We start from the raw sequence: 13,317 nt of genomic DNA, 5'->3' as shown, positions 1-13,317 counted from the left end.
TCTAAATTTTATCAGATAAGTAACTTTGAGTTTTACCATTTAAATGACACTATTCTTTCATTACCGTTTATATCTTTAATAACTTTAACATCAAGTTTTGGATACTTTTCTAAAATAATATTTTTTAACCTTTCACCTTGGTTATAACCAATTTCGAAGGTGACATAAGCATCTTTATTTAAAACTTTAGGCAAATCATTAAGGATTAATTCATAAATAGCGAAACCCTTATTCTCTGCAAACAATGCTGTATGAGGTTCATACTTAACAACTGTGTTCTCCATCATTTCCATCTCATCGACATCGATATATGGTGGATTAGAAACAATACCATCCAATTTTATATTATTTTGTATGAAAGGTTTCAATGCATTGCCTTTTAAAAAAGTTACAGCTGCCTCATGATAATGTGCATTATCTGATGCAACTTCTAAGGTCTCTTGAACAATGTCTGTTGCATAAACAGTGAAATCTTTATTCAACTTTTTTAAAGTAACAGCTAAAACACCACTGCCAGTTCCAATATCAGCGATTGTAGCACTTGATTTACAATTTTCAAGAAAATGCAACATCACTTCCTCCGTTTCAGGACGTGGAATTAAACAATGTTCATTAACTTGAAATTGATAGCCATAGAAAGATTGAAAACCAACAATATATTGTATAGGTTCACCTAAAAGCATCCGTTCAGTCGCGAGTGAAAACTTGATTTCTTCTGCTTTTGACATGTCATCATACATGTGAATTAAATAATCAGTTCTTGACCACCCAAATAAATCAAGCATCAACCATTCTGCTCTCGATTGTTCATAACCCTTATCTACAGCTTGTTTAATCGCATAATCTAATTGTTCTTTAAAGTTCACCATTGTTTAGTTCTTTCAACTTCTCAGTTTGTTCAGATAAAGTTAATGCATCAATAATTTCATCTAATTTACCTTCCATAATTTGATCTAACTTTTGTAAAGTTAATCCTATTCTATGGTCAGTTACACGGCTTTGAGGATAGTTATATGTTCTAACTCTTTCAGATCTATCTCCTGTACCCACTGCTGATTTACGTTGTGCTGCATATTTTTGTTGTTCTTCCTGTAATTTCATATCATATAAACGTGCTTTTAAAACTTTCAACGCTTTTTCACGGTTTTGAATTTGAGATTTTTCAGAAGAAGTTGCAATAACACCAGTAGGTAAGTGAGTGATACGAACAGCTGAGTCAGTTGTATTAACGTGCTGACCACCAGCACCACTTGAGCGATATGTGTCTATTTTCAAATCTTCATTACGGATTTCAATCTCAACATCTTCAACTTCAGGAAGAACAGCAACTGTCGCTGTTGAAGTATGAATTCGTCCACCTGATTCTGTTTCAGGTACACGTTGAACTCGGTGTGCACCATTTTCAAATTTTAATTTACTATAAGCACCGCTACCTGAAACTGAGAAACTAATTTCTTTATAACCACCATGGTCACTTTCAGCCGCTTCAACAATTTCAGTTTTAAAGTTTTGAGATTCTGCATACTTACTATACATTCTTAGTAAATCGCCAGCGAAGATTGCCGCTTCATCTCCACCTGCTGCTGCTCTGATTTCAACGATAACGTCTTTCTCATCATTAGGGTCTTTTGGAATTAATAAAAATTTAAGTTGTTCTTCCAACTCAGGAATCGCAGTTTTCAAACTAGCACTTTCCTCTTTCAACATTTCAATTTCTTCTTTATCTTCTGTTTCATTTAACATTTCATCAATTTCAGCAATTTCTTCTTTTTTACTTTTATAATCTCTATATACATCAACTGTTTTTTGTAAATCAGCTTGTTCTTTTGAATATTTACGTAACTTATCTGAATCATTAACAATCTCAGGGTCACTTAACATTTCATTGAGTTGTTCATATCTTTCTTCAACGATATCTAATTGATCAAACACTACATTTCCTCCTCGTCACTTGTACTTGGTGCTACGATATGATGTGCACGACATCTCGGTTCATAACTTTCATTCGCCCCAACTAAAATGATAGGATCATCTACTTTAGCTGGCTGTCCATCGATTAAGCGTTGTGTTCTACTTGATGATGAACCACATACTGCACATACAGCCTGTAATTTAGTAACTTGTTCACTTACCGCCATGATTTGTGGCATGGGTTCGAATGGTTCCCCTCTGAAATCCATATCTAAGCCTGCAACCACTACTCGATGGCCATTTTCAGCAAGCTTTTCCACTATATTTACAATTTCTTTATCGAAAAATTGAATCTCATCAATACCAATGACATCAACATGAGACAAATCCTGTAATAATATATCTCTTGAAGTAGAAATATTAATTGCTTCTAATTCATTACCGTCATGAGAAACAACTTTTTCTTTATGATAACGATCATCAATCGCTGGTTTAAACACTACTACTTTTTGTTTAGCGTATATCCCTCTTCTTAGTCTACGAATTAGTTCTTCTGACTTACCGCTAAACATACTTCCAGTAATGCATTCAATCCAACCGGAATGGTAAGTTTCATACATTATAAGTTCCACCTTTTACAAAAACATAATCGCTTAATTATATCATATTTCTATGTATTATAAATATCTCTTTAAATACTACTTAAATTTAAAAAAACTGTCTACGCATTTCTATATAAAATAGATTAGGCAGACAGTTTAAACTTATAATTAGTTGTTGTTTGATTTGAGACCAAACTTTTTGTTGAAACGTTCCACACGACCATCCGCAGCAGCGAATTTTTGACGTCCTGTGTAGAATGGGTGTGAATCAGAAGATACATCTAAACGAATAACTGGGTATTCATTACCATCTTCCCATTCCATTGTTTCTGAAGATGTTTTAGTTGAACCACTTAAAAATTTAAAGTTAGTAGTTGTATCTAAAAAGATAACTTTGTGATAATCAGGATGGATTCCTTGTCTCATTAATTTTCAGCTCCTTTGCCCTGAACCATCTGGAACAGAGTTATTTGTGAGTTTTTTACCCAATACTTGGTAATTATAATAGTTATTAGATTAAAACGCAACCCTCAAACTGACATTCGTTAAATAATCGGTTTTCCTGTTTTTGTACTTTCTTCAGCAGCCTTTTGCAACTGTTGGAAAAATTCTTTATTACTTTTAGAGCGTTTTAATTTTCTAATAAATCTTTCTGTGAAATCTGTGGAGTCTGTGAACATGTTTCTTAACTGCCATAGTGAATCAAGTTCAGATTTACTAATTAGTAATTCTTCTTTACGCGTAGAACTTCTTCCAATATCAATCGCAGGGAAAATTCGACGTTCAGATAATTTACGATCAAGATGAAGTTCCATATTTCCTGTTCCTTTGAATTCTTCATAAATCATATCGTCCATGCGTGATCCAGTTTCAACTAATGCAGTGGCTAATATCGTTAAACTTCCTCCTGCTTCAATGTTACGTGCAGCACCAAAGAATGCTTTAGGTTTGTGTAATGAAGCAGGATCAAGACCACCTGATAATGTTCTTCCACTTGGCGGTATAACTAAGTTATACGCTCTTGCCAATCGAGTAATTGAGTCCATCAGAATAATAACATCTTGACCAATCTCAACTAATCGTTTAGCACGTTCTAGTAATAATTCAGCTACTTTAACATGGTGTTCTGGTGGCTCATCAAAAGTCGAGTGCACTACTTCAGCAGATTCAACAGATCTTTCAATATCAGTTACTTCTTCCGGACGTTCCCCAACTAATAAAATAAATAATTTTGCATTAGGTTTATTTTTACTAATCGCATTTGCAATTTCTTTTAATAAAGACGTTTTACCCGCTTTAGGAGGTGCAACAATAAGTCCACGTTGACCTAGACCAATAGGCGTAACTAAATCCATTATACGTGTTGAATAATTTTGGGGATCTGTTTCTAAAACGATTCTTTCCTCAGGATAGAGAGGCGTTAAAGCTTGAAAGTGAGGGCGTTTTTTTACAACTTCAGCATTCTCATCATTAACAAAGTCAACTTGCAATAAACCATAATATTTTTCATTATCTTTAGGTTTACGAACTTTTCCGGTTACTTTATCACCACGTTTAATTTCGAAACGTCGTATTTGACTTGCAGATATATAAATATCTTTTTCACCTTTTGAATAGTTGACTGTTCTTAGGAACCCGTAACCATCAGGCTGGATATCATCTAAGACACCCTCCATGTAATAGTTACCATCTTTTTCCATTTGGGCTTCCATGATAGCTAAAACTAATTCACTCTTATTCAATTTACTATAATTAGTAAGTTTTAATGTTTTTGCTTTTTGTGTTAATTCTTTCGTTGTGTAATTTTTATACAATTCATGAAACGACTCATACTGTGGAGATGTACGTACTTTTTCAGGCATAAATTGCACCCATTTCTTATATATTTATAAAGACTTCAATTTGATTAGAGAAGAGATATTTTAAATAGTTTCATTTCAAGAACTCACTAAATCTATTTGTGATATCTCATAAAATAATATTTAAAGTCTTGAATACTAGAATTAATATAGCAAATTTTCAATTTAAATACAAAACGATTTTATTAAATTTCCAAAAATAAAACAGATCATGGAACTAAAAATATTCCATGAACTGATATAAATAATATATAAATTAACTGAAATAACCAGCAATTGATTTCACTTCTAAGAATTCTTCTATACCATAATCGCCCCACTCACGACCAATTCCAGATTGTTTATATCCACCAAATGGTAAATCTGGTTGGTTGCCAGCTTCATTGATTTCAATTCTACCTGCTTCAATTGAACGAGCTACTTTTTGAAGTGTTTCTTTATCTTTACCTATTACATATCCTGCTAATCCATATTTAGTATCATTAGCAATCTTGATTGCTTCATCTAAATTATTATATGTGATTACAGAAGCAACTGGTCCAAAGATTTCTTCTTGAGCAATTGTCATGTTATTGTCTACATTGATAAAAATAGTTGGTCTCGCGAAATAACCAGTATTTAATCCTTCAGGTTTACCAGGACCACCGTAAAATAACTCTGCACCTTCTTCAATACCTTTATCAATATATGATTGGACTGTATCAAATTGTTTCTTACTAATAATCGGTCCAACTTGAGTACCTTCTTCTCGTGGATCTCCAACTTTAACTTTACTAAATTCTTCTTTGAGTGCAGTTAAGAAGTCTTCTTTTTTGCTTTCAGGAATTAAAATACGAGTACCTGCAGTACATACTTGACCTGTGTTGTTAACTACTTTGCCAGTAGTTGCTTTCGCTGCTTCTTTAACATCAACATCATCTAATACGATATAAGGCGATTTACCACCTAATTCAAGTGATACTTTTTTGAAATCTTTAGAAGCTTTTTCCATTATTTTTGAACCTGTGCGTCCTGAACCAGTAAATGACATCATTCTAACTTTTGGATGTTCACTTAGTGGATTACCTACACCTTCGCCGTCACCATTAACAAGATTAAATACACCTTTTGGTACGCCTACTTTATCGAATATTTCAGCTAAAATGACTGCAGCAAATGGTGTTTCTTCAGAAGGTTTTAGAACTACAGGACTACCTGCTGCAAAAGCGGCTGCCAATTTCAATGAAGTTTGATTAGTTGGGAAATTCCAAGGTGTTACTAAACCTGAAACACCAATTGCCTCTTTAGTAACTAATGCATCTCCACGTCTTTCTTCAAATTCGAATGAATCTAGTGCTCTACTTGCCTCTTCAAAATGATTTAGTCCCATTTGGTAGTGGACATTCTCAGATAATGTTAAAGGTGCACCTAATTCATCCGTTATAGCTTCTATAATATCTTGTTTTCTATTTTTATATTCTTCTACAATTTTATCTAATAGTTCTTTTCTTTCTTTCACTGAGCTATGACGAAATTCTAAATAAACGTTATTTGCAGCTTCTACTGCTTTTTCCACATCATTAGCATTACCTTTAGCTACTTTACCAATAACTTCTTCAGTTGCTGGATTGATTACTTCAATCGTTTTATTACTATCGCTATCAATCCATTCGCCATTTATATATTGTTGAGTATAATTTCTCATCAATTCTTCACTCCTTAAGAATCGTTATATCATTTGTGTACCTTTTTTCATCGAAAATTAAACATACCATCTTAGTATGAAATAGCAAAAGAGTTTTGCACCTGGCAATGATGAACAATTATAAAAGTGATTATTCATTCTATATAAGGCACAAAACTCTTTATTATATTATTTAGATTTAACTTCTTCTTCAAGTGTTACATGTTCTTGAGCCCATTTTTCAATGGGTTTTAAAGCTTCTGCTAAAGCTTTACCTTTATCAGTCAATTCATAAATGATTGAAACTGGACTAGTTGAGACTACTTTCTTTTCAACTAATCCCCATTCACCTAAATCAGTTAATTTAATACTTAATGCACGTGGTGTAATGGTCTTTAAATCCCTTTTCATATCGGAAAAGTGCGCAGTATAATCAGTGCATCGTGATAGATAATTAATGATTAAACCGTTCCAACTTCTACCAACAATTTTAAAGGTTTCTTCAAGATATGGACAGATTTCCATTGTCTTCACCTCTATTCAAAACTTCTTTAGATTGTAGGTACTAAAAATCGCTTATAAATATAAACATTGTATAGGCTTTAATGATATCTATAAGCCAAAATCTTATTAGTATCTAATATAATTATTATACCAGAAAAAGCTAATATGTCGAGAGTTGAAACTGCCAATATTAACTTATCAATACCTTTAGACTTCTTCAGTCCAAATATTTGCACCTAATTCTTTTAAATGCTTAACAATGTCAGTATAGCCTCTATAAATATGTCTAACGTTATAAATTGTAGTAACGCCTTCAGCTAAAAGACCTGCAATAATTAAACATGCACCTGCACGCAAATCACTTGCATATACTTCAGCACCATTAAGTGATGATGGTTTAATTGTAGCAGTTCCAGTTTCCATATCGGCTTCAATATTAGCACCCATATTTTTTAACTCATCGACATGTCTAAAACGTGCAGGATATATTGTTTCTGATACAAATGAAGGGCCGTCTGCCATAAACAATAAAGGCGTGATTGGTTGTTGTAAATCTGTTGCAAACCCAGGGTATACTAATGTTTTAATATCTACATTTTTATAAGATGATTTGCGTTTGATGATTGCTTTTTCAGCATCACCATCTACTTGGATGTCTACACCAAGTTCTTTTAATTTAACAGTAAGTGCTTCAACATGTTTTGGAACAATATTATTAATAGTAATTTCTTCTCCAACTGCTGCCGCTATACACATGTACGTCCCTGCTTCAATACGATCAGGGATAATTTGATATTCAGAACCATGTAAGCTATCAACACCATTAATTTTTAACGTACTTGTCCCTGCCCCTTTAATATCTGCACCAAGACTGTTCAAGAAATTAGCAACATCTACAACTTCAGGTTCTTTTGCTGCATTTTCAATGACTGTTTGACCAGTTGCATGAACAGCTGCCAACATAATGTTGATTGTTGCGCCTACACTAACCATATCTAAGAAGATATTAGCACCATGTAGTTCTTTAGCTTCTATTTTCATAGATGTATCATTTGATTCATCTATTTCTGCTCCTAATGCTTTAAAACCTTTAATATGTTGATCAATTGGACGTGGCCCTAATGGACAACCACCAGGTAATCCTATTACACATTTTTTAAAATGCCCTAACATTGCTCCCATCATGTAATAAGATGCTCTAAGAGATTCAACTTTATTGTTAGGCAGTGGTGCATTTTCAATTTCTGTAGTATCTACTTCTAAAGTTTTTCCATTTAAATGGGCTTTAATATTTAAATCTTCCAATAAACTAACTAGCGTCTCTACATCGGAAATTTGTGGTAAGCCATCTAATTTAACTTGGCCTTGAGCTAATAATGTTGCTGGGATAATTGCTACCGCACTATTTTTGGCACCACTTATCGTAACGTCTCCCTTTAGTGTTTGACCACCGCGAATTTTTATTACCTCTTGAGTCATAAGTTTATCTCCTTTGTTTCTCATTTATTTAAAATAATACATTAGTAGCATTATAAAAAACATATTCTTTATTTGTAAAACATAAATTATTACGAATTAATGATAATTGCAATTATTAAAATTATCGATTCAAACTTTATAAAACTAATTCGAGAATTATATTTACAAATATTATAAATCATTTTTGAAAAATATTTAAATATGAATACTCAAATTATAAAGAAAAAGAGTGAAACGACTTAACGTTTCACTCCTAGTTCAAAACATCTTCAATTACATTATTTATTTAGCACGATTAGAAGTACCAAATTCTCTAATTTTACCTTTAACTGTTTCTTTAATCGCTTCACGAGCAGGTCCTAAATATTTACGTGGATCATATACATCTTGATCATTATTTAATACTTCTCTTACTGCTTTAGCTGAAGCAATTTGGTTTTCAGTATTAACATTAATTTTAGCAGTACCATAAGGGATTGCTTTTTGAATGTCTTTAGTTGGGATACCAGTACCACCATGTAAAACTAATGGTAAACCAGTTGATGCACCAATTTCTTCCATTTCTTTGAATCCTAATTTAGGTTCACCTTTATATGGCCCGTGAACTGAACCTAATGCTGGAGCTAAAGTATCAATGCCAGTTCTTTCAACTAATTCTTGGCATTCTTTAGGATCAGCATAAATAATGCCACCTACAACATCATCTTCTTGTCCACCAACTGTTCCTAATTCAGCTTCTACTGATACACCATGTTGATGAGCATACTCTACAACTTTTGAAGTGATTTCGATATTTTCTTCAAAAGGACTATGAGAAGCATCGATCATTACTGAAGTGAATCCAGCATCAATCGCTTCTTTACATTTTTCAAAGCTTGAACCATGGTCTAAGTGAATAGCTACAGGTACAGTAATGTTTAAGTCATGAATTAAACCTTCAACCATTTTAACTACTGTATAGAAACCACTCATATAACGTGCAGCACCTTCTGAAACACCTAAGATAACTGGCGCGTTCTCTTCTTGTGAAGCTTCTAAAATAGCTTGAGTAAATTCTAAGTTATTTAAGTTGTATTGACCAACCGCATAACCATTTTCTTTCGCATCGATTAACATTTCTTTCATTGAAACTAATGGCATGAAAGTTCCTCCTTGTGTGCAACTGCACAATTTTTAAAATCATTATATCAGATATTTTTTTGAATTGCATGTGAATGCATGCTTGATTTAAAATAAACTTTTACTATTAAATACTAAATTACTAATAATTCAATATATGAACGGTTTCATTGCACATAAGTTTGAGTTTATTTACAATACATATGAAACGGAGGAACAACATGTCTAAAATATTACAAACTCAATTAACGGGTATATTTAATCGGTTAGAATATCAAGCTTTAGATATTCAAATGGCTGCTCAATGTCTAATACAAGCAATCGGTGGCGAAGGTTATGTATACATTAAAGGCTATGGCGATTTGAAATTTTTCGAGCCTTTCGTTATAGAAAGTGAAGAGCACCTTAAATCTAGTAAATTATTATCCACGCTCACAACATTTGATGATATAGATTCAACTGATCGCGTGTTACTCTTTTCACCATATTACACTGAAGAAGTAGCTAAAGATGTACAAACATTAGTAGATAATGATATAGATGTTGTCTTAATTTGTAATCGACCCAAAGATTTAGAAATACCAGAACACTTTATACATTTCATCAATCTAGCTACCCCTAGACCAATTGTTTATACTGAGGATTATGATAAAGTGGTTCAACCTCATACGATATCTTTTAATTACATATATTATGAAATTTACACTCAAATGATTGAAATGACACGAGATTTAGAATTGTAATGTCATATACCAATACTCATTTTAAAAATCAACCCTTACGTCACCATTTCAGTACGTAAGGGTTGATTTATTATATTATTTATTTTGATGTTTATAAGCCGCTTCTACAAACGATTTGAAAATAGGTTGAGGTCTGTTAGGTCTTGATAAGAATTCAGGATGAAATTGACATGCGATATAGAAGTCATTCTCTGGAATTTCTACCATTTCTACTAATCGACCATCTGGACTAGTACCAGAGAACACCATACCATTAGCTTCTAATTGTTCTCTAAATTCATTGTTAAATTCATATCTATGACGGTGTCTTTCTTCAATATTTATTGCGTCATAAATTTGATGTGCTAATGTGTTTTCTTTGATTTTACATGGATATAATCCTAAACGTAACGTACCACCTAAATCTTCAATATCCTTTTGCTCAGGTAATAAATCAATTATTGGATAAGGTGTGCTAGGATCAAGTTCTGCTGAGTGTGCTCCCTCTAAACCTAGTACATTGCGCGCAAACTCAACAGTCGCTAATTGCATACCTAAGCAAATACCAAAGTATGGAACATTATTTTCACGAGCGTATTTAATTGCAGCAATTTTACCCTCGCTTGCTCTAAATCCAAAACCACCTGGTACAAGAATGCCATCTACATCTTTTAAATAGTCTTCAACATTATTATCATTAACTTCGCCAGAATCAATCCACTTAACTACAACGTCTTTCTTCAATGGGTAGCCAGCATGTTTCAATGACTCTACAACTGATAAGTATGCATCTTGTAAGCTAACATATTTACCTACTAATCCGATAGTGATTGTACCATCAAGTGAATTAACAGTATCTAGTAAATATTGCCATTCATCTAATTGCGTTTCATATTTAGCATCTAAATCTAATCGCTTGATAACAATATCATCCATATCCTGTGCACTTAATTGTAATGGAATTTCATATAAAGATGATGCGTCTCTACATTCTATAACGCTCTCTTTATTAATATCACAGAATAATGCAATTTTATCTTTTAAATCTTGTGTCATTTCATATTCTGTACGCACTACAATTAAATCTGGCTGAATACCTAAACCACGTAGTTCCTTAACACTGTGTTGTGTTGGTTTTGTTTTCATTTCACCAGCAGCTTTAATGTATGGAAGCAAAGTACAATGTACATACATTACGTTTTCACGACCTAAATCACTTCTAATCTGTCTAATTGCTTCGATAAATGGAAGTGATTCAATGTCTCCAGTTGTACCACCGATTTCAGTAATAACTACATCTGCGTTTGTACTCTCACCAGCAAGTAGTAATCGTTCTTTAATTTCATTAGTAATATGTGGAATAACTTGAACTGTTCCACCTAAATAATCACCACGACGTTCTTTCTTAAGTACATGTGAATAAACTTTCCCAGCTGTAACATTTGAATATTTATTTAAATTAATATCAATAAAGCGCTCATAGTGTCCTAAATCTAAGTCAGTTTCAGCACCATCATCTGTAACAAATACTTCTCCATGTTGATACGGACTCATAGTTCCTGGATCAACATTTAAATATGGATCAAATTTTTGAATTGTTACTTTTAAGCCTCTATCTTTTAACAATCTACCTAGAGAAGCGGCTGTGATACCTTTTCCTAATGATGATACTACTCCGCCCGTTACAAAAATAAATTTTGTCATTTCCTGACCTCCTAATTTATAAAGGGATGCTTCCTTACCTATTTATTCTTTTTAAATAATCACTTTTGAAAAATAAAAAAATCGCTCCCTCTCACATATCTGTAAGGGGAGCGTATATGATTTATACACGTGTCCTATTTAAAGGAGCCCGAATAAAATTCTATCATTTTTTAAGTAAAAGTCAATTAAAACTAAAATTTAGTTTTAAAATCTTCTTAGTCTTCGAATTCGTCCTCGTCTTCTTCGTCGAGTTCATCATCTTCGTCATCTTCAATTACTAAATCTGATTCACTAATCTCGTCTTCTACTTGTTCATCTTCAGGGTCGTCTAAAGTTTCTTGATCATCCGTTTGGGCTGGAATGTCATCGTCGTCATCCATTTCGTCATCACCCAATAATTTAAGATTTTTATCTTCTTCATCTTCATCATCAAGAATATCGAATTTTTGAATTGTAGGTGCGATTTTTTCTTCAATATCGTCTACAGAATACCAATCACGTAATCCCCATTGATTTTCACCAACGTTTAAGAAACGTCCATCAGTATTTAAATCTGTATAGAACTGAACTACACGATTTTCAATCTCTTCAAATTCATAACCACCTAAATCTTTGAATTCATCGATGATATCGTATAAATTCATCGTTGCACCTTTATCATTTAATAACGTATAAGCCATATCGATAAATGACTTTTCATCAACCATTTCTTTAGTATAATCTTGGATTTTCATTATAGCTAATCTTCCTTTCGAAGAATTTTTTAATTATGTCGTTGGATTTCATTAATTAATAGTAACAAAAATAAATTATAAATGACAATACACGATTTCGCAATTACGATTATCTTAGTAATTTACATATTTCTCGAAAATAATTAAATCATCTGACTGGTCAATTTCTACGAAACCACTATTTACACATAATGATTTTAATTCATTGTTTTCACCAAATAACGTAATCATAATCGTTTTAGCTTGTTTGAAATGCTTTCGTACATATGTAGGAATTTGTCTTAATGCACTTTCAGCGATACCTTCTTTTCGTTGTTCTTTATACACTTCAATAGCAACAATATTAATTCGATTATCCGTTTGTTCAAGTGCTATAAAACCTACTTTGTGGTTATCTTTAAGTAAATCAACAACACTATAAGATGAAATACTTGATGCTTCATTTTCCGTTAATCGTAGTGAAGACACATGTTTTGAATCTAAGTCCAAATAATATAAGCGTTCTTTACCAATAGGACCTTCTTCTTTAGTAGCAGTGTGCATAAAACCAGCACGTTCATACACATTCCAAGCCCCTTTATTTTCAGCATCGACAACCAGATACAAGTGATTGAAATCAGGGAATAAATCTTGTACATATTGAGGTAAATACATCATCATCGTAGTTCCATACCCATTTCCTTGAAACTTCTCATTTATTGATAATGATCTTACATATACGACATTCTCAGGTGTATCATACCCTTCATGTTGGTAATATTGATGTAATACAAAGAAACCTACAACATCACCATACTCATTAATAGCTATATTTGCCACTCTATTTGAATCTGAAAGAGCATCATCTAGAACTGATTTCGGTAAGGATGAGTATATTTGTTGTCTCTCACTTAATTCAAAGTTAACTACATCCTGTCTATACTTTTCTTCAAATTCTTGAATCGTTATATTTTCAAACTGCTTTTTTATAGTCATAACCACTAACCCCTATGCCTCTTTTAATTAATCAATTTTATTATA

At 32.7% G+C, this 13,317-nt stretch carries 13 protein-coding genes; 1 reads left to right on the top strand and 12 read right to left on the bottom strand.

Annotated elements, in window-relative coordinates:
* Window positions 1-32 precede the first annotated feature (32 nt).
* The 9 genes from prmC to fdaB form a co-directional block, all read right to left on the bottom strand.
* Entirely contained in the window at window positions 33-869 is an 837-nt protein-coding gene (prmC, locus tag SBL15_RS11640) for a peptide chain release factor N(5)-glutamine methyltransferase (protein WP_107611852.1), read from the bottom strand.
* On the bottom strand, window positions 856-1,932 hold the full coding sequence (gene prfA / locus SBL15_RS11635; RefSeq protein ID WP_107611851.1) for a peptide chain release factor 1: 1,077 nt from the start codon (window positions 1,930-1,932) through the stop codon (window positions 856-858). Before prfA ends, prmC begins: the two co-directional genes overlap by 14 nt.
* Complete coding sequence (locus tag SBL15_RS11630; protein WP_011275227.1) at window positions 1,932-2,531, bottom strand: thymidine kinase; 600 nt, start codon at window positions 2,529-2,531, stop codon at window positions 1,932-1,934. The genes prfA and SBL15_RS11630 overlap by 1 nt, the downstream gene beginning before the upstream one ends.
* Window positions 2,532-2,681: 150 nt before the next feature.
* Entirely contained in the window at window positions 2,682-2,939 is a 258-nt protein-coding gene (locus tag SBL15_RS11625) for a type B 50S ribosomal protein L31 (RefSeq protein WP_011275226.1), read from the bottom strand.
* Window positions 2,940-3,058: 119 nt separating this feature from the next.
* Window positions 3,059-4,375: a transcription termination factor Rho gene (rho, locus tag SBL15_RS11620; RefSeq protein ID WP_107611850.1), complete on the bottom strand. Its 1,317-nt coding sequence runs from the start codon at window positions 4,373-4,375 to the stop codon at window positions 3,059-3,061.
* A gap of 253 nt (window positions 4,376-4,628) precedes the next feature.
* Window positions 4,629-6,056 (bottom strand): aldehyde dehydrogenase family protein, encoded by a 1,428-nt coding sequence (locus tag SBL15_RS11615; RefSeq protein WP_107611849.1) that lies wholly within the window; start codon window positions 6,054-6,056, stop codon window positions 4,629-4,631.
* 168 nt (window positions 6,057-6,224) lie between these two features.
* The gene (locus SBL15_RS11610; RefSeq protein ID WP_011275223.1) at window positions 6,225-6,560 is read right to left on the bottom strand and encodes a winged helix-turn-helix transcriptional regulator; all 336 of its coding nucleotides are present in this window, start codon (window positions 6,558-6,560) and stop codon (window positions 6,225-6,227) included.
* Window positions 6,561-6,746: 186 nt separating this feature from the next.
* Window positions 6,747-8,018 carry a UDP-N-acetylglucosamine 1-carboxyvinyltransferase gene (locus tag SBL15_RS11605; protein ID WP_107611848.1) on the bottom strand — a complete coding sequence of 424 codons (1,272 nt, stop codon included), beginning with the start codon at window positions 8,016-8,018 and terminating at the stop codon, window positions 6,747-6,749.
* Window positions 8,019-8,300: 282 nt separating this feature from the next.
* A complete protein-coding gene (fdaB, locus tag SBL15_RS11600) occupies window positions 8,301-9,158 on the bottom strand; it encodes a class IIb fructose-bisphosphate aldolase FdaB (protein WP_011275221.1) in 858 nt (285 codons plus the stop codon).
* A gap of 200 nt (window positions 9,159-9,358) precedes the next feature.
* Here fdaB and SBL15_RS11595 point away from each other — a divergent pair, with 200 nt between their 5' ends.
* Window positions 9,359-9,880 carry a DUF2529 family protein gene (locus SBL15_RS11595; RefSeq protein WP_317956049.1) on the top strand — a complete coding sequence of 174 codons (522 nt, stop codon included), beginning with the start codon at window positions 9,359-9,361 and terminating at the stop codon, window positions 9,878-9,880.
* 75 nt (window positions 9,881-9,955) lie between these two features.
* On the opposite strand, the gene SBL15_RS11590 is transcribed toward SBL15_RS11595, so the two are convergent.
* The 3 genes from SBL15_RS11590 to SBL15_RS11580 form a co-directional block, all read right to left on the bottom strand.
* Window positions 9,956-11,563, bottom strand: a complete 1,608-nt coding sequence (locus tag SBL15_RS11590) for a CTP synthase (RefSeq protein ID WP_037551917.1) — start codon at window positions 11,561-11,563, stop codon at window positions 9,956-9,958.
* 215 nt (window positions 11,564-11,778) lie between these two features.
* A complete protein-coding gene (gene rpoE, locus SBL15_RS11585; RefSeq protein WP_011275218.1) occupies window positions 11,779-12,297 on the bottom strand; it encodes a DNA-directed RNA polymerase subunit delta in 519 nt (172 codons plus the stop codon).
* Window positions 12,298-12,411: 114 nt separating this feature from the next.
* Window positions 12,412-13,272 carry a GNAT family N-acetyltransferase gene (locus SBL15_RS11580; protein ID WP_037538840.1) on the bottom strand — a complete coding sequence of 287 codons (861 nt, stop codon included), beginning with the start codon at window positions 13,270-13,272 and terminating at the stop codon, window positions 12,412-12,414.
* Between the last annotated feature and the right edge of the window lie 45 nt (window positions 13,273-13,317).

The organism is Staphylococcus sp. NWU MKU2, assembly GCF_033283605.1.
GTDB lineage: Bacteria > Bacillota > Bacilli > Staphylococcales > Staphylococcaceae > Staphylococcus > Staphylococcus haemolyticus.
This window is presented reverse-complemented; position numbering and strand designations above follow the sequence as displayed.